Source organism: Phytoactinopolyspora limicola, from assembly GCF_011320225.1.
GTDB classification, from domain to species: Bacteria; Actinomycetota; Actinomycetes; order Jiangellales; family Jiangellaceae; genus Phytoactinopolyspora; species Phytoactinopolyspora limicola.
In genome coordinates, this window is the sequence record NZ_JAAOEN010000003.1 from 368,531 (window position 1) to 395,135 (window position 26,605).

A 26,605-nucleotide genomic window follows, 5' to 3' on the forward strand; every position below is an offset into this window, starting at 1 on the left:
GTCAGGTCAGCTCCTCGGTGGGAATCCGGGAGACACCGGTGCGTTCCACCCGCATGATCAGGCGTTCCTCGGGGTCCGGACACGCGATCTCGGACTCGCCGGCCAGCCAGTCGCCGTCGTCGAGTGCCCGCTGCATCGCTGGCAGCAGCGGGAACGCGGCGGCGAGCGCGTAGAGGCAGAAGTGCCGGCCCGCCGGGATGCTGAGCTGGCTGGACCGGGTCAGCTCACACGAATCCCCCACCTCCATTCCGCACACGGAGCGGCCTTCGATCCGATCCACCACCACCCGAAGGTCAGCCACTTCGGTGACACGCTCGTTCTCGCTCACACCACACCTCCGGTTCGTAGCAGTCCACGGTCGTCACGGACGATCCGCCCGCCTTGGATCACGCCGTGCAGGCTCCGCAACACCGACACGTCCGTCGTCGGGTCGCCCTCCATCAGCAGCACGTCCGCCCGAGCACCCGGACGCAACGTGCCGCAATCGTCTCCGGCCCCCAGCCAGTCGGCGGCCGCGCTGGTGGCGGAGACCATAACGGCGTGGGCGGTCATACCGGCCTCGGCCATGAACTCCATCTCCCGCACCGTCGCCGTGGTCTCGTCGTACGGCACCTGCGGCGGCAAGTCGGTGCCCATGATGATCGGCACCCCGGCGGCGATGGCGTGTTGCAGACTCTCCCAATGCCGTGGGCCCGCGGCCAGCGCACGCTCGATCATCCACCGGGGAACGCCGGTGTCCAGGAAGAACTGCTCACACCGGCTCACCGTGATGGTAGGGCAATACGCCACCCCACGCTCGGCCATCCGGGCACACAACGCGGCGTCGAGCTGGTACCCGTGTTCCACGCAGTCCAGGCCGAGCTCCACCGCCCGGCTGATCGCTCCGGCCGGGCCAGCGTGTGCGGTGACTTTACGTCCCCAGTCGTGTGCGGTGGAGATCACCGCGGCCATCTCGTCGTCGGTGAGCTGAGGGGTGTCGATCTGTTCGTGCTCACCGGCGATCCCGCCGGAGATACACACCTTGATCAGGTCCGCCCCGGCCCGGATCTGTTCTCTGGTGGCCCGGCGGAACCCGTCGGCACCGTCGGCCTCCACAGCGTCGGCCCCGTGTCCATGCCCACCGGTGCAGCACAACGCGTGCCCGGCGGTATAGATGGTGGGACCGTCCACCTGTCCCCGCCGGATCGCCGCGCGCAGCGCCATGTCCGCGAACCGGCTCTCCCCCACCAGCCGCACGGTGGTGACACCGGCCCGCAGCACCTCGCGGGCATTTCCAGCGAGCAGCAAGACCTGCTCGGCGTCAGTGGCGGCCTTGTTGGCCTCCTCCATCGGTCCGGGCAGCGCGAGTCCGAGGTGGACGTGCATGTTGACCAGGCCCGGCGTGAGGGTGGCCCCGGAGAGCTCGACGACGACGTCGCCGTCCGCTCGAGCCTGGCTCAGGATCTCCTCTACCGGTCCGGCGGATCGCACCGTGCCGTCCGGCGCCACCCGCAGGCCCTGATCACCCACCGCGGATTCCGCCCGTCCATCCCAGATGGCACAGTCCACCAAGGCTGCCCCCTGCCCGGGCCGGGTCAGGGCATTTCTCATGATCGGGTCTCCTCTCGAGCGGGTTCAGCCAGCCAACACTCCACCGAGTGCGGCCCGAAGGTGGTCACCGGCGGCGACTCGACGCAGGCGTCGACCGCCACGGGGCAACGCGGCCGGAACCGGCAGCCGTCGGGTACCCGCGCGGCATCGGGGACCTCGCCGCGTAACGGCACCGGCAGGCCGGGCCGTTCGGTGATCCGCGGCAGCGCCTCGATCAGCGCCCGCGTGTAGGGATGCCGGGGTGCACTCCACACCTCATGGGTCGGCCCCATCTCCACGATTCGCCCCAGATACATAACGGCGGTGACGTCGGCGATCTCCCGGACGAGGGCGAGATCGTGGGAGATGAACAGGATCCCCACGCCCAGTTCCCCGACCAGCGAGACGAGCAGGTTCACGATCTGCGCCTGTGCCGACGCGTCCAACGCGGTGACCGGCTCGTCGGCGATCAACACCTCCGGCCTTGGGGCCAGCGCCCGGGCGATCGCGACCCGCTGGCGTTGCCCGCCGGAGAACTGATGTGGATACCGCTCCGCTGCGTCCGCGGGTAGACCGACCAGCTCCAGCAGCCGGATCACCTCGGCCTGCCGCGCCTGCCCACGCAGTTCGACGGCGATCCCGTCCGCCACCTGCGATCCCACCGTGCGCCGCGGGTTGAGCGAGGCGTATGGGTTCTGGAAGACCATTTGCAGGCGGACGTCCTGGGTGGAGCGTCGCCGCCAGCGCAGGGGCGACACCGGCCGGCCGTCGACGAGTACCTGACCGGAGGCGACCGGCTCCAGCCCGGCCACCGCGCGGGCCAGCGACGACTTCCCGCATCCGGACTCGCCCACCAGCCCAACGATCTGGCCCCGCTCCACCTGTAGCGACACGCCGTCCACCGCCCGGACGGCGCCCCGCCCCCGTGAGGTGTACTCGACGGCGGCGTCGTCGATCCTGAGTGCACTCATCCCGGCACCTCCGTGAGATCCGGTAAAACTCGGCAGGCGACGTGGTGCCCCGACGCCACCGCCGTCATGGCTGGCACCTCCGATGTACACCCGTCCTCGGTGTAACCGCAGCGCGGCGCGAACGGACAGCCCGGCGGTGCGGTGGCCGGGGTGACCGCGCTGCCTGGGATGGTGGTCATCGGGAGGGGCCGCTTCGATCCGTTCGGCTGGGCCTCGGCGGCGGTTCCGCCGCGGACCTCCCAGCTGTCGTCCGCGTGTGGACGGGCCCGCAGCAACGCCGCCGTGTACGGGTGGCGCGGCCGCAGCAGCAACTCCCCGGTGGGACCGGACTCCATCACTCGGCCGGCGTAGAACACGTAGGCCCGGGTGGTCAGCGCGGACAGCACCCCGAGGTCGTGGGTGATGAACAGCACCGAGAGGTCGGACTCCCGGCGTAGTTCGTCGAACAACTCCAGGATGCCGGCCTGGACGGTGACGTCGAGAGCCGTGGTCGGTTCGTCGGCGATGAGCAGCTCCGGCTCACACGCCAGGGCGCTGGCGATCGCCACCCGCTGACGCATCCCGCCGGACAGCTGGTGCGGATAGGTCCGCAGCGCACCCCGGCCGCCGGGGATCCGGACCCGGTCCAGCAGCTCGAGTGCCCGCCGCTCGGCACCTCGCCGGTCGAGACCAAGGTGGTGGCGGAGGTGTTCGGTCAGCTGGCGGCCCACGGTCAACATGGGATGCAGCGCCGCGGTGGCGTCCTGGAAGACCATCGCGATGCGCACACCCCGCACGCCCTGCCAGCCCCGCTCGTCGAGCCCGACCAGTTCGGTCTCGCCGTCCAGCACGGCGGAGCCGGACACCTGGGCGTTCTCCGGGAGCAGGCCCAGCAGTGCCTGCGCGGTCATACTCTTTCCAGAGCCGCTCTCCCCCGCGATGCCGACGATCTCACCTCGCCCGACATGCAGGGTGGCGTCGTGAATGACCGGCAGCGGACTCCCGTCGGCCCCGGGTAGGGAGACGGCGAGGTGACGGACGTCGAGCAGCGGTGTCACGACAACCCCCTCGCATAACGCGGATCCAGCCGGTCTCGTAGCGCGTCGCCGAGGATGTTGAAGGCGAGCACGACGGTGAGGATGGCCAGGCCCGGGAAGGCGCTGACCCACCACATCGACAGGTCCCGCGAGCCGGCCGCGATCATCGCGCCCCACTCCGGTGCTGGTGGGCGGGGCCCGAGGCCCAAGAAGGACAACGCGGACAGCATCAGCACCGCGTTGCCCAGTTCGAGGGTGGCAAGCACCACCGCCGGGCCGACGGAGTTCGGGACCACGTCGCGGCGTAGCGCCTGCACCGGACCGACCCCCAGCAGCCGCGACGACGCCAGATAGTCCGAGCCGCGCACCGACAGCACCGAGGATCGGATCACCCTCGCATACGTCGGCCAGGAAACGATGATGAGCGCGATGACCGCGTTACGGGTGCTCGGCCCGAATGCCGCCGCGACCGCCATCGCCAGGATGATCTGCGGGAACGCGAAGAACAGGTCGGTGATGCGCATGACGATCTCGTCGACGGCGCGCCCGATGTAGCCGGCGAGTAGACCCAGCAGCGTCCCGATCGCCAGGGCCACCGCCACGATCGCCACCGCCACGGGCAACGACAGTCGAGCACCGTGGATCACCCGGCTGAAGACGTCCCGGCCCAGCTCATCGGTGCCGAACCAGTGCTGGCTCGACGGCGAGGCGTAGATCTGAGCCGACTGCGTCACCGGATCGTAGGGGGCGACGAGCGGAGCCAAGAGCGCCGCCAGCACCCAGAGCGCCAACAGGCTCAGCGCGACGACGACGGACGGCTGACGCCACACCCCGGACACCGAGCGGACCCGGAGCCGACCGGCCCATCGGCGCCGCTGGAGCAGCCGGCGAGCCCGGGGATCGTCGCCCGGGGTGGTGGGGTCGGTTGGCGGGCCAGGCAGCGGCGCGTCGATTCGTGGACTGGTCATGACAGCCGGATCCTCGGATCGATGACGCCGTACAGCAGATCGACCATCAGATTCACCAAGGTGTAGACGACGGCGACGAACAAGCTGACCCCGAGCACCGCGGGCAGATCCAGTCCGCTGGCGGCGCGGAAGGCGTACTGCCCGACACCGGGCCAGGAGAAGATCTGCTCCACCAGCACGGTGCCGGAGAGCAACGAGGCGAACGCCAGACCGGACACGGTAATCACCGGCACCAAGCCGGCGCGCAGCACATGCCGGCGGACGACGGTGAACGTCGGCAGGCCCTTGGCCCGGGCAGCGCGGACGTAGTCCTGGTCCAGCACCTCCAGCATCGCCGACCGGACGAACCGCACCAGGGCCGCCACGGTCAGGCAGGTCAGCACCGCCACCGGCAGGACCAGGTGTTGCACCGCGTCCCACCAGATCATCCACTCCCCCGCCAGCAAGGCGTCGACCGTGATCATTCCGGTGACCCGTGGTGGCGGGGTGATCCAGCTGCTCAGCCGGCCGCCGGACGGCGCGACACCGAGCAGGTAGAAGAAGACGTAGAGCGCGACCAGCGCCAGCCAGAACGGCGGCGTGGAGAGTCCCAGCAGCGATCCCACCCGGACCACGTGGTCACCTCTGCGGCCGTGCCGCAGCGCCGCGTACAGTCCGATCCCGGTGCCGAGCACCACCGAGAGGACCATCGCGGGGATCGCGATCTCCAACGTGGCGGGCACGTAGGTCATCAGGTCGCCGAGTACGGAGCGGCTGGTCTGCCGAGAGACACCCAGGTCGCCTTGGAGGAGATTGCCGACGTAGATGGCGTACTGGGTGATGAGTGGTTCGTCGAGCCCCCATTTCGCTCGATAGGCGGCGACGACGGACGGGTCGTTGAGCGCCGTCTCGGACAGGCTCGCCGTCATCGAGTCGCCCGGCACGAGCTGAATCAGGGTGAAGGTCAGCACGGTGACGCCGAAGAGCAGGACCACCGTCGTCGCCAGGCGTCGCAACAGCAGCCGCGCCAACGGCGCGTGGAACAGGCGCGACCGGAGCGGCCGGCCGGTGCGTCCCCGCACCGGCCGGTCAGTCTCCAGGGTCAAGACCGGCCCACCGTACGCAGGTCGACCTGCCAGCCGGCCGGCGAGTACTCGACGTTCGTGAGGTCGGGGGTGGCCACGACCACACCGGAGTTGTACGCCAGCGGGATGAGCGGGCTTTCCGCCTCGATCAACCGCTGCCATTCCTGCATCGCGGCGTCCTGCGCGGCTGGGTCGAGGGCTTCGTAGACGGCCTCCCCGGCGGCGATCATCTCGGCGCTGGCCAGCTCCTCGGACCAGCCGCTGCGCAGGGCGCTCGGCTGCCCGGGTGCGAAGTTGTTCACCAGCGACGACGCGACCGGGTAGTTGAGCGACTGCGGGCTGAACCGGAACTCGACCCGGCCCGCGGACTGTGCGTCCAGGAACGCCGCGATCGGCTGCGGGTCCAGCTCGATGGTGATGCCCGCTTCCCCGGCGTCGTTCTGGATCTTGGTGGCGATCGTCTCCAGGTCCACACCGCGGTAGGTGATCGCCGGATACATCAGCGAGATGCTCGGATCGTCGATGCCGCTCGCGGCCAGGTGGTCGGCGGCAGCGTCGAGATCCTGAGCTTTGGTCTCGTCCTCGGGCAGGGCACCGGGGAAGGCCGGCGGGACGAGGCCCGCGGCCGCTCGCGCGTCGTCACCGAACAACGCGGCGATACCCGCGTAGTCCATCGATGCGCGCAACGCCTTGACGAAGTCCGGGTTCGAGGAGACTTCACTGACGTCCGGGTCCTGGTGCAGCGTGACGAAGTAGAAGGTATCCAGTGCACCCGACGTCTGCAGCGAGTCGTCGAGCCCATCCAGCAACCGGCCGGACAGGTCGAGCACGATCTCGGCACCCGAACTGCGTTCGATGGCCAGCTTCTGGTTCTGCGCCTCGACGTTCTTGATGACGATCCGGTCGAAGTCCGGGGCGTCACCCCAGTACGACTCGTTGGCGGCCAGCACGATCTCCGACGCCGGGTCGAAGGAGTCCAAGACGTACGGGCCCGAGCCCGCCGAAGTTTGGTCGAGAAACGGCGTGGCTGTGTCCTCAGCCGCCGCGTCCTCGCTGTCCGTGGCGCCGTTCTCGGCGGCGACCTCGGAGTTCAACACCCCGGCGGCGGGCATGGCCAGGATGGTGGGGACGTTCGGGTTGGGCTGCTCGCTGCTGACCACCACCACGCCCTCTTCCGGAGACGCGGCGCTGAGCCCTTCCACCGTGACCGACGGACTGCCCTTGAGGTTTCCGAGCCGGTTGATGCTGAAGACGACGTCGGCGGCGGTGACCGGATTCCCGTCCGAGAACACCGCGTCGTCGTTCAGCCGGAACGTGAACTCGGTGGCGTCGTCGTTGGCTTCCCACGACTCCGCGAGCAGCGGTTGTGGATCCGACACGTCGGACCCCGAGAAGGTCACGAGGGTCTCGTACATCGCGTGGACCGCCAGCGCTCCGGTCGCTTCGTACACCTGACCTGGGTCGATGCTGTTGATGACGAACGACGTGCTCACGGTGAGCGTGCCACCGGCGGGAGTGTCGCCGTCGCCGTTTCCGTCGTCGTCGGAGTTCCCACCACCTCCGCCGCCCCCGCCACTGGCAGTGCAGGCAGACAGCGCGACGACGGCGGTCATCGCGGTCATCACGGCCGCCATGCGGCCGATCCGGCTTCGCACCATGCTTCTCCATCCCGAGACGGCTCACCCCGGCGAGCTGCTCAACGTGTCGACTGCGGCCGGTCTCTGGCGAGACCCCACGCCGTATGAGAGCATGACGAGAGTCCTGTTGTACAGCTTGGTCAAACATTTTCACCGTAACGAAACATCGAGGTGGCCATGATCGGTGATCGCCTGAGAACACTGCGCCAGCACCGCAGCCTCACCCTCCGGCAGGTCGCCGACGAGACCGGACTATCCGCGGCGCTACTCAGCCAGATCGAGAACGGACGCACCGACCCCAGCGTCACCACCCTGCGCAAACTCGCCAAAGTCTTCGACGCCGAACTGGCCTCGCTCTTTCACGAGCCCGACGCTCCGCCGGTCCACGTGTCCCGACCCGGGCAGCGCTTCCGCATGGTGGCACCAGCCGGTCTCGTCACCTACGAACGCGTCACCCCCGGACGCGGAGACCTGGAAGTACTCCACGCCGACCTCGCACCGGGCGACACCAGCGCCGAGGTTCCATGGAGCCACCCGTCCACCGAATGCGTCTACGTACTCGCCGGCGAGATCCGGGTGGAGGTCGGAGACCAGGTCCAGCAGGTCCGCGCCCACGAGGCCGTGACATTCGACTCCCGCCAGCCACACCGCTACGTCAACGACTCCGACGACGTCGCGTCGATCCTCGTGATGGTCACTCCCCCAACCCCCTGATCATCACTTGGCCGTCGGGCACGTGCATGCTCGGGGAGTTCGTGGTCCAGCTGGTTTACCATCACCCGAATTTGTACAACACGAGTGTGCGTAACGGCATGCCCGTAAACTACGCGCCGCGTTTTACCGCGTCGCTACAAGGAGGCTTACTGTCGCCAGAGCAACAACAAGCCTCCTTATGGCACCGCAAAGTACCGCAAGCGACCGCTACAAGGAGGCCTACTGCGGATGGCCAAGCTCGGCCCCTGCCCCCGGGCCAATCCCAAGCGTGGTTTTCAACCTGGTGGTCACTGGGCTCCGTGCCACATCTTCTACGTTGCTGCTGGTCGAGGCGGTCAGGCGTAGCGCGGCGCGCCGCTCAGACGTCCCACTACTGCGTCGTCGCATCTGGTGCAGACGAAGCCGCTTTCGAGGCCGGACCGGGAGTCGAGGTTCTGGTGAGTGTTCACGCAGGGATCAAACCCGAAGCGGTTTGTCAGTGCTTCCAGGTCCAGCACCACGTCGAAGTACACCCACTCGCGGCAGTTCTTCGACCACAGGGCGCCCCGGGCCGTTTCGGGAATGCCGGCGGCGATCAGCTCAGCTTCCAGCGCGGCCAGATGCATACAGACCATGTCGTCAGGGCCGACCTCCTCCAGTCAGCGAATCGCGTCCGTGGTTTGTTCCGTTCCCGCCCCTGTCGGGGTTCGTCGTTCCCTTTGTGCAGGTTATCAACGAGTTGTGCAGCTTTGGGCTTGAGAACTACGGCGTCAAGAGACCTATTACCGCACGGTGCCACCGTTCGGCCCTTCGACTCCGCGGCCCGCGGCGCTGGCCCAACCTCGCAACTTGCTGCACCAAGCGTCGCATCAGCCCGACTCGCCTCACGGTCAGTCTTCGGGGACTCTCGGTATCCCCACCGCATCGCTCACTTCGTCATCGAGCGCCCGCTAGCTCCAGAGGCTGAAGCTGCCACACGGCTCTACCTCTGGTGCCACCGACCCACACAGCGAGCGCGGTCACGAGCACCACGCGGGGCACATCATCCGGGTAGCTCCCGTCGCCAGACAATCTCACCGATCTTGTGCCCCGCCAGCGTGGTGTCCAGCCATACGATCTCCCCCGGCATGACGAAGGGGTCCGACCGCGAATTCCAATCCTCAACGATTCTCACCATGGCTTCAGCGGCCGAACAGTCCCAGGGAACATGACCGGAGCCGTCGACCTCTCCCGCGACGACCAGTCCGGTAAGCAGAAGGCGGGCGATGAGGCCGACCGAGGGGTCTCGAAGGTCTTCTGGCTCAGTGGCGCCAGACTTCCGGACTAGGTCGATGACCTTGGCTGCCGACATCCAATCCTCAGGAGCACGAGCGAGAGGGTCTTCCTCTAGCGACCTGGCGGACTCAGGCGTTACCATTCGCCGTGCACCTTCCGGTCCGCTTCCATCGGGAACCGAATGTCGATAGTACGGCCGGCACGCCAGGATGGCGCATCTCCAAACGACAAAGCGAGTCGCGTCTCTCAAATGAGCTACGCAGGAAGCCCAGCATCGGAAGCCCTCACATTGCAACGCAGCCACCGCCCGCCTGCACTACACACGTTCTACTGCAAACAGCCACACGGAATCCCATATTCCGATAATTCACGGGGCCATGGTGGCTGCGGCGGAAACCACTCCATTAGCGAGCCCGCATACTCCAATTCTAAAGCGGCGTCCGCCACTGCAAACGCCTAAACATTACCAACACTTTCCTCCCGAATGAGGCGGGCACATCATTCACGACGCCTCCTGGACCTGAACCGAGGCGCATCGAATAACGATACCAGCATCTTCCGACCATAAAATGAACTCCAGAACGTTGTGCCCAGAATGCCCATCAACATTCATGTGCACCTCAGTCACATCGGCATAGGACCAGGGTAACGGGATAGCGTTATAGAAACGGAGATCTGCAACCGCCTCGCACTCGATTCTGTATGAGTTTATCTTTCCATCAACGACTTTAACTTCTAGGCAGCACTTATGGCCAATGGGGTCAAGATAAACTGATGTCAGCTGACCGCCCCACAAATCGTCCAACGTAGCCATCAACTAACTCCCACTAATCCTTGTGATGATCGAAAGAATGTCACCTAATGAAGTCTCAGTAATGTCATGGTGAGTCAGCCTGGCGTTCGTAGAAGCCTCTCCAGACGTTGTATATGTGCCCTTTCCGGAAACACTGACGCGGTAATAGTTGGTCCTTGTCCCTCCGTGTTCCATGACTCGAACGACAATACCTCGTCTCCCGTGCGGAATCGTAATTGTGTAACCACCCTTATTGGCCTTTAGCATACCGCCGGTTGCGCTTGCCACCGCTTCAGCGAGAACACGGGGCTGCATCGCGCTTCCTGCAGTCGCGGCTGGGAACGCAGCAGTAGGGACGCCCAAACGGCCTACGAGGCCGGGTGGGCATTGTCGGAGGATGCCGCGGGTGACGGCGCTGAGCCCGCTGTAGCCACCGGCAACGGCGGTTCCCCAAGACCCGATCTGGTAGCCGCGGTTGTACGCGGCGGGGTCTCCGGCCATATCGGCGAAGAGGTTGTCGAAGAGGTCGCCGTCCCAGCCGACGTCTTCCATGCCGTTGGCGAGCTTCAGCGCACCGTGAGCTGTCTTCTCGACTGCGCTCAGCGTGCCGTCAGCGACGCCTGTCACGGCGGAAGAGTGGCTTTTGAAAGGCTTGAGGAATCTGTCCCAACACACGGCCACGCTGGGGCAGGCACCGGAGGGGTCGGTGAGCACCGTGGGCTGGTTGCCCACGTACGCATACGGGCTCTCCCACGGCGTCCCGACGCCCGGCATAGCCGGGTCGATAGTAGTGAAGCGGCCGTTGGCGGAGTCGTAGTCGCGTTGGCGTAGGTGCAAAAAGCCGGTAGCGGGGTCGTGGTACTCGCCGGTGAACCCGAGCCCCACCTGGCCGGTGGTGAGCCCGTTCTCGGTGGTCGTGCGGTAGGCGCCGAAAGGTTCATAGGTGCCAGACCAGATGGTGGACGCGTTCGAGCGTCTGACCACGTTGACGACGCTACCGAGATGATCGGTCAGCAGCGCGGTGGGGATTCCGTCGTAGTCGGCCCATGCAGGGTCACCGAACGGGTCGTACATGTAGGTGGTGCCGGTGCCACCGTCGTCGACATGGGCGAGCATCGGCAGGGCGTGGTTGATGTCCCAACTCAACGTCCGGGGTATGCCGTCGTGATCAACGCCGGTGCGGTTACCCGTTGCGTCGTAGGTGATCTCGACCGTGGCTGCGCCGTCGTCGATGCCGGTGAGCTGGTCGTACTCGTCATAGGTCCAGGTGGTGTCCCCGTCGCCAGTGAGGTTGCCGTCGGCGTCGTGGGTATAGGTGGTGGTGCCGGTGGTGAGGAGCTGGTGCGCGGCGTCATAGGTATACGTAGTGGTTCCGGGGTCGTCGACGCCGTGTCGTTCCTCAGAGAGCCGGTTGCCGACGTCGTCGTAGGTAAAGGCGATGTATGCGCTGGCCTGGTCGTCGCACGTGTCACCGCTGCTGAGTCCATAGCAGACCCGGTCCAGCCGGCCCGCGTCGTCGTAGGTGTACGACTCGGTCGGCCCACCGCCAGTCTTGCTGACGAGCCGCCCGGCCGCGTCGCGGTTGTAGACGGTGTTGGGACCGAGCTGCAAGCCACGCGCGTAAGTGATCCTGCTGATCCGGTTGGCGGCATCGAATGTGCGGGTCTGGGAGGAGGTGTTGTGTCCGATGGTGCCGGCGGGCCTCGGGTGCTCCGTCTTGACTAGGTTGGCGTTTGCGTCATATTCATAGGTCAGCTCGTACACCCCCGGCACGTCGGTGCCGACCCGGCGGCCGTCGGCGTCATATGTGTGCTCGAACGCGGCTCCGGTGGGGTACTCGACCGCGGTGACGAGCCCACGGGCGTCGTAGCCGTAGGAGTATTCGTCGTTGCCGCGGGCCACGGTGGTGACCTGCCCGCCAGCGTCGTAGTCAAGGGTGGTGCTGCCGCCTGGGTCGGAGAAGGAGCTCAGCCGCCCGGCGTCGTCATACCCGAACGTCCGGGTCCCGGACGCACCGGCCACGGTGATGGGTAGACCGCGGGTGTCGTACTCGGTCTCGATCGTCCACGCTGCCGGGTTGCCGCTGTCGTGGCCGCGGGCCGTGATCGTGGTGGTCTGGTTTCCGTCCGCGTCGTAACCGAACGTGCGGACGCGCTGCAACGGGTCGGTGATCGAGATCGGCCGCTGGGCGGCGTCGAAGTCGTAGGTGGTGACACTCCCAGTTGGGTCGGTGATCGTTTCCAGCTGCCCGGTTCCGGTGTAGGTGTACGACGTGGTCGCACCGTCCGGCCCGGTAACACTGGTCGTCTGCCCGGCGACGTCGTAGCTGAAGGTGGTGGTCGACCCGACCGGGTCGGTGCGTGAGGTGACCAGCCCACCCGAGTCGTACTCGCTCGTCGTCACGGCCCCCAGCGGATCGGTCACCGATACTTGGTTGCCCTCGGCGTCATAGCCGTAGCCCCACGTGTGATCGCCCGGATCGGCACCGGATTCGTTCCCGCGCGCAGTGGTCCGGCCCACCATCCGAGCATCATCGTCATAGCTGTACGTGGTGGTATGGCCTAGCGGGGTTGTCTCCGCGACCACTAGCCCGTCCCCGTCATAGGCCGTTGTCGCGGTCTCTCCGGCCGCATCGGTCACCTCAACCGGCAGATTCCGCCCGTCGTACTCGGTGGTAGTGGTCCGCCCGAGCGGGTCTGTTGTAGCGACGACGTTCCCGTCACCGTCGTACTCGGTGACAGTGGTTTCCCCGGCCGGGTTGGTGATCGACGTCTGCCGATACCGCTCGTCGTAGCCGTAACTGGTTTGGCGGGCATCCGGGTCGGTCTCCGACACCAGATTCCCCAAGCCGTCGTACTCATACGTCCAGGTGTGATCGGCCGGGTCGGCACCGTCCTCGTTCCCCCGCGGGCTGGTCATCGACACCCTCCGCCCGTCACCGTCATACGTCCACGTCGTGACGCCGCCTTCAGGATCGGTCGTGGACACCCGGTTGCCCATCAGGTCGTATTCGTGAGTTGTCTCGCCGCCGTCCGGGTCCGTCTCCGTGACAAGATTCCCCGCCGCGTCGTATGCCCGAGTCGTCGTCCGTCCCAGCGGGTCGGTGACCTCGACGAGCTGACCCAGCAGGTCGTACTCATACTCGGTCACACCGCCGGCGGTGTCAGTGGACGAGATCAGATTCCCGGCGTTGTCATAGGCGTAGGTGTTCGTGAAATCACCCGGATCAGCGCCCGACTCGTTACCCCGCGCGGTGGTCTCCGCGATGACCCGGCCCAACGAATCATGCTCGACGGTGGCCCGGTGACCCTCTGGGCTGATCCGCGCCGTCTGGTTGCCCTCGGCGTCGTACTCGAACTCCGTCGTCCGCCCCTCCGGCGTGGTGGTCGTCTCGACCAACCCACGAGATGTGTACGTGTACGACGTCGGCCCACCCTCACCATCGATCTCGGCCACCACCCGGTGCTGCGAGTCATACTCGAACTCGCTCACCCGGCCTTCAGGCGACGTCGACGACTCCAACTCGCCATCACCGGAATAGGCGAACTCCTCCACGTCACCATTCGCGTACTCTGTCCGGATCAGGTTGTCGTCACTGTCGTAGATGTGGTCGGTGACTCGTCCATGCGGGTCTACCTCGCTCACCAGCCGCAGCCGATCGTCATAGACATACGTGGTGACCGCACCCTCCGGCGTCTCGGTCTCCAACAACACATTCGCGTAATAGTGATCCCGCGTCACGCCACCGTTCGGGTCCGTCATATATGTCGTGAGGAACTCGCCATCCTCGACATAATCGAACGTCGTCACCCCGCCACTGGCATCAACCTGGTGCACCACCCGGTCCTCAGCGTCGTACGTGGACTGCATAATCGTGTTCCCCAGAGCGTCCACGATCTTCACCAGGCGATCGGACGAGTCATACTCGTACTCGGTCACCCCACCACGCACATCCGTCACCGATGCCAGCAGATCACCGTCGTAGGAATACAACACCGAACTTTCATCCGGTGCCGTAATCGACGAGATAAACCCATCCGTGTTGTACTCGATTTCGAACTCACGACCCGACGCATCCAACACCGACGCCAGTTCCCCACCGGAATACGACAACGACACACCCTGCCCCGACGAGTCCTCCGCGCTCATCAAACGCCCTTGCGCGTCGAAGCTGATCGACTCGTGGCTCTTCGTCGCCAGCTCGAACCCCGGGCCTGCCGCTTTCAACTCACTGGAATGCCCGGGCTGCTTCTGGAACACGCCACCATCGTCGGTGTAGGTCACCCGTTGGCCGTCCTCGGCCACATAGGTCACCGCCGACCCATCCTGCTCCAACTCCGCGCCATACGGAAACGACCAGCCCTTACCCAACAACCCGACATACTCGTTGTTGGAGTTATACGTCCGCGACGCCGAAAACCCCTGCCCGACCCCGGCGATCTCGGCGTCCACCGCAGACTCCATCAACGCGCCGGTCGCGGTATTCACCGGATCGCCACGAAACGCATTCAACGGAAACAACCGCCCCGTCGACGTCTCGCAGAAACAATCCCCCAGCGTCGACTCTACCGGCAACCCAGGAACACCTTTCGCCGGAAATGGGTCACTGTAGGCAAAGTCGCTCCACGCGCCATCGATTTTATAAGCGACAGCGAGGTAATAATCAGTTCCCACTTCTAGCTCAACGCCCCAAGGATCAAGCTCACAGGCACCCTCAGCCCCAACGCTTCCATAGACTCTGACAGCGCGCATCAGCCGAACGATGAGACCCAGGTCGAAGTCAGCAATATCAAACACGACCTGGTCGTCACTAGCTCGATGCAAGCGAACAGCCTGATCCCCCAGCAGAACTGGCTCATGCGGGAGGACGTCATCTGGGTGTCGCCAACGAATATCTCCCCATGTAGCACATCCAGCAATGACCTCGACTGGACCGTATCCCGTAAAGCTCATGAGTGGCAGAGATTGAGTAGCATCAGACTTTCCTACCCTTGGTCCGGTCTGCCCACTCCCGACACCCGTCCCGCCGAGCAGCAAACTCTCGCGCACCTCGGCCGTGGGCTTCAACCCGAATCCCGGAATGCGATCTTCTGCCGGAACCAACTCGGGCGGTGATGGCGGAACCGCAAGGTCTGATAGCAGACGACCATTTGTCGAACCGATTCCGGAGGCTCCCAATTGCCCGACAGAATCAGCACTAGACGGTGCGGACATCCCTGCAGCCAACAACGCCACACAGGTCCCCGTCGAAATTAGGCGCGCAGCATTAACCAAGAATCGGCGATCCACCACTAAACTCCCCTCGCCCACCAATCTCCGTGACCCCGAGGATGCCAGCCGACGTTACAGACGGCAACCCTCAAATCGGAAAATACGTGGCGTACGGGTCATGTTTCCCTCGTCATTCAACGGTTCATAACGCGGGATTCATTAGCAATAGAGCAATCGGTATTCGCGATAGTGAAACAGGCATACGCGCCATGTTCATCAACGGGCCGACGAGGGCAGCACACCAGATCCGCCCATCGACACAGCTGGTCCGGCAGGTCGAATGCGCGGTCACCCGACACGTTGGCTTCGCGCGCTGAACGCCTCCACAAGGGGCTCATAACGGGCGCGCCAACCAGCGCTCAGCGCACCAGGGCGCCCGAGGGGGCACACGCCGGCGGCCATAAGGAGCCTTGTTGCCGCTCACCGCGTCGCCATAAGGAGGCTTACTGTCGCCAGAGCAACAGTAAGCCTCCTTATGGCACAGCAAAGCGCAACGGCGGCGGCCACAAGGAGGCTTACTGCGGATTACTTCGGCAGACCCCCTAGCCGGCGGGCCAGGTGAGGCGTACGTTCGACGTGAGGGGATCAGACCGCTCCGGCGTCGCTGGAGCGCACCATGCAGGGGGGTCTGTCATGGCCAGATCAACTGACGACGCCGCCGATCGTACGCTCAAGGAACGTCACCGGGCCATGTGGGCCCTCGGCGATTACCCGAGTATCGCCGCCGAGATCATTCCCGAACTGGGCACCATCCTGGTCGAGGCCTGCCAGGTAGGCCCCGGCGACGCTGTTCTCGACGTCGCCGCCGGGGCCGGCAATGCGGCGATCCCGGCGGCGCTGGCTGGCGCCGAGGTGGTGGCCTGCGATCTCACCCCGGAACTCTTGGAAGCCGGACGTGCCGCGGCGGAGCACTACGGACTCCGGATCACCTGGCGTGAGGCCGACGCGGAGAACCTGCCCTACGCCAACCGCGCATTCGACACGGTGATGTCCTGCGTCGGTGTTATGTTCGCACCGCACCATCAGGCCAGCGCGGACGAACTGGTCCGGGTATGCCGGCCGGGCGGCACCATCGGGCTTCTCAGTTGGACCCCGGACGGCTTCATTGGGCAGATGTTCGCGGCGATGAAGCCCTACGCTCCCCCGCCGCCACCCGGCAGCCAGCCCCCACCGCTGTGGGGCAGCCTGGATCACGTGCGAGCCCTGTTCGGCGAGCGCGTCAGCGACGTCTCCGGTGATCTGCGGACGCTGCGCGTCGAGGCCTTCGCCGAGCCCGTAGAGTTTCGCGAGTACTTCAAACGTGGTTACGGTCCAACGATCGCGGTGTATCGCAACATCGCCGACGACCCTGACCGGGTGGCCGCACTCGACCACGATCTCGACGAGCTGGCCCGGCGTTTCGGCCACGGCGCCGGCCGGTTGCGGATGGAGTGGGAGTACCTGCTGTTCACCGCGCGCGTGGTGTAACCGGAACGACGGTGAGCAAGCCGCCGAGCCCGACGAACGTGTCCGGGCTGGTGGTGTAGAGCGGTAGATCTTCGGTGATGGCGGTGGCGGCGATCATCAGATCGACCACCCGGCGGCGAGGTGTCCGCCCCACTGCCACGGCCCCTGCGGTCAGCTGTCCGTAGATCCGCGCCGCCTCGGCCTCGAAGGGGATCGGCTCGAACTCGCTCTCCACGCGTTGAAGAGTGTCGATCCGGCGGGCCCGCTCCTCGTGTTCGTCGTAGGCGCTCTGCTCGTCGTTGGAGCGGACCAGGTGCGTGCCAGCGGACAGCTCGGCGAGGGTGATGGCGCTGATGGCCATCTCGTCCGGCAGTTCGGCCGGGTCCACTCGGTGCCGCAGGAGCACAACGTTGGTGTCGAGCAGTCCACGTTCACCAGCACCACTACCCATCCCGGTGGCCCAGCTCCTCGTCATACGTGACCGCTTGGTCGGCCCGGATGACGCCGACGTCACGAACCTGGGCGCCACGGGACATGGCGGCGAAATCGGCCCTGGATACGTACCGACGACGACGCGGGAGCGGGACGAGCGCGCCGATCTCCTGGCCACCCCGGGTAACGGTGAACGAACCACCACGCTCGACCGCGTCCATGATCTCCTTCGACCGGAGTCGGAGATCTCGTTGAGTGATCTTCGGCTGCGCCCCCATGCGCTCGACCGTAGCACTCCGTGCCACCACGTAGCACGAGGTGGCACCGCTAGGCTCAGGGGATGCTCACCGTCACGCTGCAGCCACTTCGTGAGGAGCACGCCATCGCGTTACTCGCCTTCGAGCGGGAGAACCGCGAGTACTTCGCCCGGTCGATCCCGGATCGTGGCGATGCCTTCTTCACCGAGTTCACCGCTCGGCTGCACGATCTCCTCGCCGAGCAAGCCGAGGGCCGCATCCTCTTCCACGTCATCGTCGACGACGAGGGGCAGATCGTGGGCCGAATCAACCTCGTCGACGTGAACGACGGGGCGGCCGAACTCGGCTACCGCATCGGCGAACGTTTCGGGGGGCGCGGCTTCGCCACCGCCGCGGTCACGCAGGTGTGCCAGCTAGCAGCGGAGACCTACCAGCTGACCAGGCTGACCGCGGTGACAATCCTGGACAACAAGGCGTCACTGGCCGTGCTTCACCGCACCGGCTTCGTCGCCGTTGGCGACATCGATATCGACGGCCAACCAGGCCGCCGGTTCGAGCGCTCGTTAGTGGCTGCCGACCTGGTGTCCGGTACGGCATGATCTCCTCGTGACCATCGACACCCCGGGCGAGCCGGATCCGGTACCCGGCACCGCCGCCGTTGAACCCGCGACCTCTGAGCCCACCCCCGCTGAACGCTCCGCCGGTGCGAACCGTTGGCGGACCGCCGTCTCCGCGGTGCTGCTGGTGCTGGGCTGCTCCCTTCTCGTCCCAGCGGCGGTGGCGGGCTGGCTGCGCTGGGTGGTCACCGACACTGACAACTACGTCGACACGGTCAGCCCGTTGGCCGACGACCCGGCCATCCAGGCTGCGGTGGCCGACCGGGTGGCGGAACGGATCAGCGACCACATCGACGCGGCGGCCGTCGTCGATCGGGCGGCTCGGACGCTGGAAGACGAGCGGGGGCGCACCTCAATGGCGGCCTCGCTCGACGCCCTAGCCACACCCATCGACGAGATGACCACCTCGTGGATCGCCGAGCGCACCAACGATGTCCTGGGCACCGACGCGTTCCAGGAGGTGTGGTCGACCGCCCACCGGGCCGCCCACCGCGCCCTGGTGGAGATCGTCACCGGCCGCGGTGATGTGCCCGGGTTGGTCGCGGACGACGAGTCCGTCGTGATCGATCTGGCGCCGCTGGTGGAACTCGTCCGCGACCACCTCGTCGAGAACGGTTTCGAGCTTGCCGAGCGGATCCCCTCCACCGAGACGGAGTTCGTTCTCTTCCAGTCCCCCGACCTACCGGCAGCTCGCGACACACTTCGTACACTCGACTCACTCGGGTTCGTCCTGCCGATCGTGGCGGTTGTCTTGATCGTGGCCGGAGTGGCCGTGGCACAACGCCGCCGGTTCGCACTCGCGGCGGCCGGGGCGGGGATCACGGTCGCCATGGTCGCAACGGCCGTCGGGTTGCTCCTCCTCCGCGGTCGCAGCCTCGACCAGTTGCCCGGCACGGTCGACCGGGACGCCTCGGCGGCCATGTTCGACCAGCTGACCACCACGTTGAGCACCGGGGTCTACATCGCGCTGGCCGCGGGGGTGCTCGTCATCCTGGCCGCGCTCCTGGTTGTGCCGGGCCGGAGGTCGTAGCGTTGCGGTATGGCCCGTCGTTCCCTTCCGTTCGTCGGCGATCTGCTGGCGTTCGGTTCTGACCGGCTCGGGTTTCTGACCCGGTTGGCGGCCGAGCAGGGCGATGTGGCCCGGCTCACCCTTGGGCCGTATCGGTGCTGGCTGCTCACCCACCCTGACCACGTGCGCGACGTGCTCGTCGATCACCCCGCCCGGTTTCGGAAGGGCCCGGTGCTCCAGCGGGCCCGCGTCGTCCTCGGCGACGGATTGCTCACGGCGGAGGGCGACGTGCATCGTCAGCACCGGTCAATGGTGCAGCCCGCGTTCCACTCGCGCCGGATCACCGGTTACGCCGAGTCGATGATCACCCAGGCAACCGCGATGACCGACCGGTGGACCCCTGGCACGCCAATCGACCTGCACGCCGAGACGGTCCGACTGACGCTGGCTTCGGCCGGCACCACCCTGCTCGGCGCCGACGTCGGGGACGACGACATCCGCACCGTCGAACATGCCATCGCCGACCTGCTCGCCGCCTACAAGCTGGCGTTCGTGCCGTTCGGCTGGCGTCTGCAGCGGATCCCGATCGGTCCGGTCCGGAAGCTGCGCCGCGGCCGCACCCGCCTGTACGACGTCGTCGACCGGGTGATCGAAACCCGCCGGGCCGATACCAGCGACGCCGGTGACCTCCTCTCAGCGTTGGTTCACCAACCCGACGGTCAGACGTTGTCGCATCAGGAGCTCCGCGACCACGCCAGCACCTTGCTGCTGGCCGGCCACGAGACCACCGCGAACGCGTTAACCTTCGCCTTCCACCTCCTCGCTCACGACGCCTCGGCCGAGGCGCGGCTGCACACCGAGGTCGACGACGTGCTCGAGCAGACCACTCCCACCCCGGGCGACGTGGAACGGCTGCGGTACTGCCGCGCGGTGATCTCCGAAGCGCTGCGGCTTTACCCACCGGCGTGGACCATGGCCCGGCAGGCGCTCACCGACCACCATCTCGACGGGCACACCATCCGTTCCGGCGACCTCGTGCTGCTCTCGCAGTGGGTGATCCATCACGACGCCCGGTGGTGGCCGGAACCCGAACGGTTCCGGCCCGAACGCTGGCTCGACGCCACGTCGAAGGACCGTCCGCGGTGGGCGTACTTCCCGTTCGGCGCCGGGATCCGCCGGTGCATCGGCGAGGGGTTCGCATGGACCGAAGGGGTGCTCGCGCTGGCGACGGTGGCCCGCCGCTGGCGCCTACGCCCACTGCCGGGTCGCCCGCTCACGCTCGACCCGCTCATCACCCTCCGGCCGAAGAATGGCCTCTGGATGCACCCCGAACCACCTGAGCGCTAGGTTCGCCAAGGCGAACCTAACGGCAGACCATCCATCTGGTATTCACACGGCTGGCTTTCCACGGTAGCCTCGCTAATGCGGAATTGAGTTCTATCGCGGCTCAGCTAGTTGACACTCTGTTGTTACCCGTCGATCAGCCAGCCACCGCCACGAAAGAAGAGATATCCGCAGATCGGAACCCATGTTGTCTAGCCCTGTGGTCTCGGATGAAAGGCGACGATGAGAATGCCGAGTCGAAGAGTGGGTCATGCACAGCATAGGTACCTCCAAACTTCCATCAACGGCGCGTTGGTACCATCCTAGCCATTGTTGCCTGTGCTGTAATAGGTCTAGTCTCGATTTCACCAATTGCCTACGGGCAGCCGACACCCGGCCCATTAGAGCCTGAAACTGAGGACGCAGGTTACTGGGCACCCTCCTCGGCCGTCACAGACGACCCCGCCCCACTGGCGGAGTCTGGGATTATTACAGCCGGTAAATGTAAGTACCGCCAAGCAAACGACAATCCACATATTTCCTCTACTTCACCCAGGGCGGTGTCCGCGCACGGATACTGGAAGATTGTCGGAGGTACGTGTCCCAGCAAGGCGAACGTGGATATCTATTTACAAGCGGCATGGTGCAGCAGCAACGGTACCTGCGGATGGCGGACCGTCGCGACCGACAGCAAAGACGTCAGAGCCGGCGGTGGGTCCGGGCGGCGAGCTACGGGGAGGGTGACATGCGCTGGAACCGGCACAGTCGGCTACCGTGCCTGCGTCGATGTCGACTTGATTGGAGTGGCAGATCCGCCTGGTTATACGTATTCAGCCTCCCGTGATCTTAGATGTTATCCATCCTAATGCGCGCAACCAGTGATGAAGAGAGGGCGCATGAATACCCATGCGCACACCTCAGGAGCCTCAATGAATAACCACGAAGCCGGGAAATGGGTTCCCTATTTATCCGACAACCAATCCAATAACTCTGGAGACGCTCTCCTTGACAATGAACGATCTGACCTCGGCGAGCCGAATAATGTAGTCGGCCTTGGCGCCATATGTGATCTTAGTGGTACCTCGGAAGACGGCCGTGCGGTGAGCTATTCAGTTAGTGAATTCGCCCTCTTGGAAGACGGACGAAAGATCATCTTACGGGACGGTCTCGGCTTCACAATTGGCTGGGGTGCCGGTGTCTCGTCCGTGTCCGAGGTCTGGAGAGATGAGACGCCGGAGTCCATCACTCGAGACGTCCTGAACACTGTCCTGCCCGACGATGACGACACCGGCGAGGACCACCCTTGGGAGTGGCTGGCCGAGCTGGCGCGAGGGCGTGGTCTGATGGTGACCGCCGGCGACCTTCGCGGCCTTCCCTACGAGGTGGAACTCACCGACCGCGTTCTCGAACTACTCTCTACGCCCTGACCACATCGACGTTAGCCGCGTGAAATGTCGGCGTCGAACAACTCGCGGTGTGCCGCCAGGCGCAGCCGGCTGCGTTCGATGTGCATCCGAACGACGTCCTCACCGGCCCGAACGTTCCCGGCACGGATCGCATCAGCGATGAGGCGGTGTTCCGCCGCGACGGTCTCGTAGTCGGCGTCGGTGAAGGTGGTCAGCAGAATGCGCCGGTATCGCTGGGTCTCGTTCCACAGCCCCTCGATCGTGCGCAGCAAACGGCGGGTGGGCACTCCGGCGTAACACGCGAGGTGGAACCGGCGGTCAGCGTCGAGGAAACCCGGGGGGTCGGGGGCGGCTGCCTCGACTTCGCCGAGCAGAGTGTCGACGTGGGCGATCTGCTCAGCGCTCAGGTGCGGGATACTCTCGGCCAGCGCGAGCGGCTCGAGGCGTTCGCGGATCTTGTAGATGTCGGTGTGTTCCTCGAAGTCGAGCACGGCGATCCGGGCCCCGCTGTGTGGGCGGATCACCACGAGTCCTTCACTCTCCAGCTGCCGCAGCGCTTCGCGCACCGGGAGGCGGCTCACCCCGAGGTCGTTCGCCACCGTCTCCTGGCGGACGTGGGTGCCCGGCGCGAGGGTGCCGTCGTGGATGCGCTCCCGCAGGTACCGGGCCACACTTCCGGCCGCCGGCTCGCCGGCGGGGTGCCCGGCGTCGGCCACGTTCGTCGTGCCGTCCATACTCGCCTCCACGAGGTTGGCTGACCCGACCGATTATCACCCGCGCGGCAGCGAATCCCCCGTCAGGGCTGATAAGAGCCGGGTGTCCAAGCCCGGGTGGCGACGCCGATCGTGTTCCACGCGTTGATGGTCATGATCAGGCCGAGCAGCGCCGCCACCTCCGCCTGCTTGAACACCGCCGCCACGTCGGCGTAGGCCGCGGCGGGTACATGGGTGTCGGCGAGCTGGGTGACCACCTCGGTGAACGCCAGTGCGGCTTGCTCACGGTCACTGAAGTAGCCGGTTTCCCGCCAGGCGGGTAGCGCGTACAGGCGATGTTCGGCCTCCCCCAGCGCCCGGGCGTCTTTGGTGTGCATGTCGATGCAGTACGCACAGCCGTTGAGCTGCGAGGCCCGCACCCGCACCAGCTCGCGCAGGATCGGTTCGATGCCGGCGTCGTCGAGCGCCGCGGTAGCCGCGCCGTCGAGCCGGTTGACGGCAGCGGCGACGCCGGGAGCGAGGGCGTCGAAGTCGAGTCGCGGTTCGATGTCGGACAGGTTCGTCGTGGTAGTCATGACAACTACGCTAGGCCGCAAGCGGACCGCGGGTATGGTCCATTGTCATGCCAGTCTCGTGGGCCACTTTCGGTGGCGACCTGCACGTGGAGATCACCGGGGCCCGACCCCGACAAGACCTGGAAGACCAGGTCCGGCAGGCGATCCGGGACGGCCGGCTGCGGCCCGGGGCGCGGCTGCCGTCATCCCGCCAGCTCGCCCGCGACCTCCAGCTGGCCCGCAACACCGTCGCCCACGCCTACGATCAGCTCGTCGCCGAAGGCTGGCTGGCGGCGCGGTCCGGCGCCGGCACCTGGGTCGCCGAGCATCATGCCTCGTCGCCGGAACGGCCGAAGCGGCTGGACGAACCCCGTCCGCCACGCCTGGACCTCCGGCCGGGCCACCCCGACGTTTCAGCCTTCCCGCGCTCGGCATGGCTGGCGGCGGCCCGCCGGGCCCTGGCGTCGGCGTCGCACACCTCCCTCGGGTATGGCGATCCGCGCGGACACCCGGAGCTGCGCACGGCGCTGGCCGAGTACCTGGGCCGCGTCCGCGGTGTGCTCGCCGCCCCGGACCACATCGTCATCTGCCCCGGAGTCACCCAGGGGTTGCAGCTGGTGTGTGAGGTCCTGCGGGAGCGCGGCGCGAGCCGGCTCGTCATGGAAGGTTACGGCCACCCCCTGCACCGTGGCCTTGTCGAACGATCTGGGCTGGCCGTCAGCACCACCGACGTCGACGAGCAGGGAGCCATCGTCGACGACGTACCCCCGGGCGACGCGTTACTCCTCACCGCGGCACATCAGTTCCCCCTCGGCGTCGCGCTCTCCCCCGTCCGCCGTCGAGCCGCCGTCCACCTGGCGACCACCGCCGGAACCATCCTCATCGAAGACGACTACGACGGCGAGTTCCGGTATGACCGCACCGCCGTCGGCGCACTCCAGGCGCTAGCCCCCGACCACGTCATCTACGCCGGCACGGCCAGCAAGAGTCTCGCCCCGGGTCTTCGGCTCGGCTGGCTCGTCCTGCCGGCGCCGATGGTCGACGACGTCGTCGCCGCCAAACAAGCCAGCGGGAGGCTGCCCAGCAGCATCGAACAGCTCACCCTGGCCGAACTGATCACCTCAGGAGGCTACGACCGGCACATCCGCCGCCTCCGACTCGCCTACCGGCGCCGACGCGACCGCCTGGTCGCCACCATGGAACAGATGGCCTCGCCGCCACGGGTCACCGGGATCGCCGCCGGGCTACACGCCCTGGTGGAGCTACCACCCGGGGTGGACGAAGCGGAGACCGTGGCACGGGCCGCACGCCATGGCCTTGCCATCGACGGACTCACCACGTACACGGCACCCGGGCATACCCGCGCACCGGCGCTCGTCGTCGGCTACTCCACCCCACCTGAGAGCATGTTCGGCACCGCGCTGGCCACTCTCCGCTCGGTTGTGCAGCCCCGCGGCGCCGGCTGAGGATGGGCTGGCTCAGGTTGCCGCCGAAAACCGTTTCGCCCGGCCGCCCGACCTGTGGCACTGTTCTGCTGTGCTCGGTATTACCGATCTGTCCACCTACCTCGTGGGTCTCGCCGTGATCATTCTCATGCCGGGCCCCAACTCGCTCTACGTCCTTTCCGTGGCTGCGCGGCGCGGAGTGCGCTCCGGTTACCAGGCCGCGGCCGGCGTGTTCTGCGGCGACGCCGCCCTGATGGTGTTGTCCGCGGCTGGTGTTGCGTCGCTGCTCAACACCAGCCCGGTGGCCTTCTCGATCGTCAAGTTCCTCGGTGCCGGTTACCTGACCTGGCTGGCCGTCGGGATGCTCCGGGCCGCGTGGCACCTCTGGCGGCGACGCGCACACCGCCCGGCGGGCACGACGGAAGCCGAGACGCCGGCAGGCGCCAACCGACCCGCCGCCACCGAACGCCCGTACCGCCGCGCGCTCGTAGCGAGCCTGCTCAACCCGAAGGCGATTCTGTTCTTCGTCGCGTTCTTCGTGCAGTTCGTCGACCCCGCCTACCCCTACCCGGCGCTGTCGTTCCTCGCACTCGGTGCCTGGGTGCAGTTGTTCAGCCTGACCTACCTGAGCATCCTGATCTTCACCGGGGTCCGGCTGGCCGCGGCGTTCCGGCGCCGGCGCCGGCTCCAAGCGGGTTCGTCCGCCCTCGCCGGCGGGGCGTTCCTCGGTTTCGCCGTCAAACTCTCCTTAACTAGCGCGAGTTGACGCCCTTCGCGATCCGGCCTCCAATGTCCGGGTCGATGGCGCGCCAGATGGAAAACTAGAATTCAGGCGGACTTGTGGCGGGCGCCGCCCTCGATGTGGACCGTCTCGCCCGAGATTAAGCTTGCGTGCAGCAGCCACATCACCGTATCGACGACGTCCTCCGTCTCGCCATAACGTCCGACGAAGGTGCCTGCCGCACTCTTACTCAGCAACCCAGCCTTGTTCTCACCGAGACGCCCCGGACGGGACAGAGTTGCAACGCACGAACCTGGCGATACGGTCGCCCGCCCCACGGGCCACCACCCAACAGCAGACATCACACCTGCAGAGTTACAACGACCACAATGGGCAGCGAGTGTCTCGTCAACCTGGTTCCTTGCGCGACGGTGAGGAGAAGCGGGTTTACGAGACACTCGCTCTCCTGCCTCGGGTAGGCGAGCCTCCAAGAGTTCAATGATTCTTATTCCGACTCGGCACCCGCGTCGTCCCGTTCCACGCGCATATAGCCCACCGATTGAACGGATACAGCCACCACTGTGGCGACGAGAACCCCCACCCCGGCGATCGGCGTGATGTGCCAAAACCCGGCGACCACGCCAACGAATCCGACCCCGAGGGCCGTCTGCCGAGCCACTTGGACGTAGGCAGAGCTGGCCACCCGCCGTCGATACATTTCCTGGCTGTTCAACACCACAAGGGCGGCGAGGATCGGGATGGCAACCGAGAAGGCGATCACACAGATCTTCGCGGTCAGATCGAATACCTCCGGCGCTGCCGTCAGAAACGGCTGCATCATGACAATGCCGATACCGATCAGTCCGCCGTACATCAGGTTGAACTGCCGGAGTCGCTCGTCCAGCTGCGCGGCCTCCCGCTCTTTCCACCACGCGGTCTCCGCGGCGGCGCGCTGCTTCCACTGCTTCGCCAGTTCAGCTTGCTCTTGGCGCCACGCCTCTTTGTCCCATTCGTTCTCATCCACGAGCACAATGATGTCGGACCCGTACCGAACTGTTGACAACCTGAGGATTCCTCGACAAATTTCTAGCCGGACAACCGTCTAGAAGCCACACGCTACGGGGAGACGCGGCTCGACCGCCACGTGTCGTACGTAGGTTGATCATGTCGGGTACCGGCGAGCCGCCGCATCGACGGATACACCCCGAGGGCCGACCAACCGTCGAGGACATCGCCGTCCAGATACGCACAGAGCGTGAGGGGGCGGGCCAGGAATTCTGGCCGTGGAGCGGAAGGGAACGGCCGACGTCATCGGCTATTGCGGGCTGACCTGCCACGGGAGCTACACGGCGATCTGGTCTGATTCGGCACCGAAGACCTGTGGACGGTACTGCCTGCGGAAGACCCCTACGAGCCGCGCAAGAG

At 66.2% G+C, this 26,605-nt stretch carries 23 protein-coding genes; 8 read left to right on the plus strand and 15 right to left on the minus strand.

Going from position 1 to position 26,605, the window contains the following annotated elements:
- Nucleotide 1 precedes the first annotated feature (1 nt).
- From G8760_RS10610 to G8760_RS10640, 7 genes are read right to left on the minus strand one after another with little or no spacing between them, the layout of a single operon-like run.
- Nucleotides 2–328 carry a TIGR04076 family protein gene (locus tag G8760_RS10610; protein WP_166350650.1) on the minus strand — a complete coding sequence of 109 codons (327 nt, stop codon included), beginning with the start codon at nucleotides 326–328 and terminating at the stop codon, nucleotides 2–4.
- Complete coding sequence (locus tag G8760_RS10615) at nucleotides 325–1,590, minus strand: metal-dependent hydrolase family protein (protein WP_166350652.1); 1,266 nt, start codon at nucleotides 1,588–1,590, stop codon at nucleotides 325–327. The genes G8760_RS10610 and G8760_RS10615 overlap by 4 nt, the downstream gene beginning before the upstream one ends.
- On the minus strand, nucleotides 1,587–2,540 hold the full coding sequence (locus G8760_RS10620) for an ABC transporter ATP-binding protein (RefSeq protein ID WP_166350654.1): 954 nt from the start codon (nucleotides 2,538–2,540) through the stop codon (nucleotides 1,587–1,589). Before G8760_RS10620 ends, G8760_RS10615 begins: the two co-directional genes overlap by 4 nt.
- A complete protein-coding gene (locus G8760_RS10625; RefSeq protein WP_166350656.1) occupies nucleotides 2,537–3,577 on the minus strand; it encodes an ABC transporter ATP-binding protein in 1,041 nt (346 codons plus the stop codon). Before G8760_RS10625 ends, G8760_RS10620 begins: the two co-directional genes overlap by 4 nt.
- Nucleotides 3,574–4,524 carry an ABC transporter permease gene (locus G8760_RS10630; RefSeq protein ID WP_166350658.1) on the minus strand — a complete coding sequence of 317 codons (951 nt, stop codon included), beginning with the start codon at nucleotides 4,522–4,524 and terminating at the stop codon, nucleotides 3,574–3,576. Before G8760_RS10630 ends, G8760_RS10625 begins: the two co-directional genes overlap by 4 nt.
- Nucleotides 4,521–5,603, minus strand: coding sequence for an ABC transporter permease (locus G8760_RS10635; protein WP_425502310.1), 1,083 nt, complete (start codon nucleotides 5,601–5,603; stop codon nucleotides 4,521–4,523). The genes G8760_RS10630 and G8760_RS10635 overlap by 4 nt, the downstream gene beginning before the upstream one ends.
- 2 nt (nucleotides 5,604–5,605) lie before the next feature.
- Nucleotides 5,606–7,246: an ABC transporter substrate-binding protein gene (locus G8760_RS10640; RefSeq protein WP_166350660.1), complete on the minus strand. Its 1,641-nt coding sequence runs from the start codon at nucleotides 7,244–7,246 to the stop codon at nucleotides 5,606–5,608.
- A 156-nt stretch (nucleotides 7,247–7,402) separates the two neighbouring features.
- Between G8760_RS10640 and G8760_RS10645 the strand changes: the two genes are divergently transcribed.
- The gene (locus G8760_RS10645; protein WP_166350662.1) at nucleotides 7,403–7,939 is read left to right on the plus strand and encodes a helix-turn-helix domain-containing protein; all 537 of its coding nucleotides are present in this window, start codon (nucleotides 7,403–7,405) and stop codon (nucleotides 7,937–7,939) included.
- A gap of 335 nt (nucleotides 7,940–8,274) precedes the next feature.
- On the opposite strand, the gene G8760_RS10650 is transcribed toward G8760_RS10645, so the two are convergent.
- From G8760_RS10650 to G8760_RS10660, 3 genes are all read right to left on the minus strand, one after another.
- Complete coding sequence (locus G8760_RS10650) at nucleotides 8,275–8,544, minus strand: hypothetical protein (RefSeq protein ID WP_166350664.1); 270 nt, start codon at nucleotides 8,542–8,544, stop codon at nucleotides 8,275–8,277.
- A 416-nt stretch (nucleotides 8,545–8,960) separates the two neighbouring features.
- Entirely contained in the window at nucleotides 8,961–9,269 is a 309-nt protein-coding gene (locus G8760_RS10655) for a hypothetical protein (protein ID WP_166350666.1), read from the minus strand.
- A gap of 741 nt (nucleotides 9,270–10,010) precedes the next feature.
- On the minus strand, nucleotides 10,011–14,474 hold the full coding sequence (locus G8760_RS10660; protein ID WP_166350669.1) for a DUF6531 domain-containing protein: 4,464 nt from the start codon (nucleotides 14,472–14,474) through the stop codon (nucleotides 10,011–10,013).
- Nucleotides 14,475–15,890: 1,416 nt separating this feature from the next.
- Here G8760_RS10660 and G8760_RS10665 point away from each other — a divergent pair.
- Entirely contained in the window at nucleotides 15,891–16,724 is an 834-nt protein-coding gene (locus G8760_RS10665) for a class I SAM-dependent methyltransferase (RefSeq protein WP_166350671.1), read from the plus strand.
- Here G8760_RS10665 and G8760_RS10670 read toward each other — a convergent pair.
- Nucleotides 16,705–17,178 carry a type II toxin-antitoxin system VapC family toxin gene (locus tag G8760_RS10670; protein WP_207782224.1) on the minus strand — a complete coding sequence of 158 codons (474 nt, stop codon included), beginning with the start codon at nucleotides 17,176–17,178 and terminating at the stop codon, nucleotides 16,705–16,707. The genes G8760_RS10665 and G8760_RS10670 overlap by 20 nt on opposite strands.
- Entirely contained in the window at nucleotides 17,147–17,413 is a 267-nt protein-coding gene (locus tag G8760_RS10675; RefSeq protein ID WP_166350673.1) for a type II toxin-antitoxin system Phd/YefM family antitoxin, read from the minus strand. Before G8760_RS10675 ends, G8760_RS10670 begins: the two co-directional genes overlap by 32 nt.
- A gap of 62 nt (nucleotides 17,414–17,475) precedes the next feature.
- Between G8760_RS10675 and G8760_RS10680 the strand changes: the two genes are divergently transcribed.
- From G8760_RS10680 to G8760_RS29800, 4 genes are all read left to right on the plus strand, one after another.
- Entirely contained in the window at nucleotides 17,476–17,991 is a 516-nt protein-coding gene (locus G8760_RS10680) for a GNAT family N-acetyltransferase (protein ID WP_166350675.1), read from the plus strand.
- Between the two features lie 7 nt (nucleotides 17,992–17,998).
- Nucleotides 17,999–19,039 (plus strand): hypothetical protein, encoded by a 1,041-nt coding sequence (locus G8760_RS10685; RefSeq protein WP_166350677.1) that lies wholly within the window; start codon nucleotides 17,999–18,001, stop codon nucleotides 19,037–19,039.
- Between the two features lie 9 nt (nucleotides 19,040–19,048).
- Nucleotides 19,049–20,365: a cytochrome P450 gene (locus tag G8760_RS10690; RefSeq protein WP_166350679.1), complete on the plus strand. Its 1,317-nt coding sequence runs from the start codon at nucleotides 19,049–19,051 to the stop codon at nucleotides 20,363–20,365.
- 1,181 nt (nucleotides 20,366–21,546) lie between these two features.
- Complete coding sequence (locus G8760_RS29800) at nucleotides 21,547–21,768, plus strand: hypothetical protein (protein WP_207782225.1); 222 nt, start codon at nucleotides 21,547–21,549, stop codon at nucleotides 21,766–21,768.
- A gap of 11 nt (nucleotides 21,769–21,779) precedes the next feature.
- On the opposite strand, the gene G8760_RS10700 is transcribed toward G8760_RS29800, so the two are convergent.
- Both G8760_RS10700 and G8760_RS10705 read right to left on the minus strand, forming a co-directional pair.
- Nucleotides 21,780–22,481 (minus strand): GntR family transcriptional regulator, encoded by a 702-nt coding sequence (locus tag G8760_RS10700; protein ID WP_166350683.1) that lies wholly within the window; start codon nucleotides 22,479–22,481, stop codon nucleotides 21,780–21,782.
- A 62-nt stretch (nucleotides 22,482–22,543) separates the two neighbouring features.
- Nucleotides 22,544–23,035, minus strand: a complete 492-nt coding sequence (locus G8760_RS10705) for a carboxymuconolactone decarboxylase family protein (protein ID WP_166350685.1) — start codon at nucleotides 23,033–23,035, stop codon at nucleotides 22,544–22,546.
- A 47-nt stretch (nucleotides 23,036–23,082) separates the two neighbouring features.
- Here G8760_RS10705 and pdxR point away from each other — a divergent pair, with 47 nt between their 5' ends.
- Both pdxR and leuE read left to right on the plus strand, forming a co-directional pair.
- The gene (pdxR, locus tag G8760_RS10710; protein ID WP_166350687.1) at nucleotides 23,083–24,480 is read left to right on the plus strand and encodes a MocR-like pyridoxine biosynthesis transcription factor PdxR; all 1,398 of its coding nucleotides are present in this window, start codon (nucleotides 23,083–23,085) and stop codon (nucleotides 24,478–24,480) included.
- Nucleotides 24,481–24,550: 70 nt separating this feature from the next.
- A complete protein-coding gene (gene leuE / locus G8760_RS10715; RefSeq protein ID WP_166350690.1) occupies nucleotides 24,551–25,225 on the plus strand; it encodes a leucine efflux protein LeuE in 675 nt (224 codons plus the stop codon).
- Between the two features lie 460 nt (nucleotides 25,226–25,685).
- Here the strand turns inward: leuE and G8760_RS10720 are convergent, their stop codons facing one another.
- Nucleotides 25,686–26,204, minus strand: a complete 519-nt coding sequence (locus tag G8760_RS10720; protein WP_166350692.1) for a hypothetical protein — start codon at nucleotides 26,202–26,204, stop codon at nucleotides 25,686–25,688.
- Between the last annotated feature and the right edge of the window lie 401 nt (nucleotides 26,205–26,605).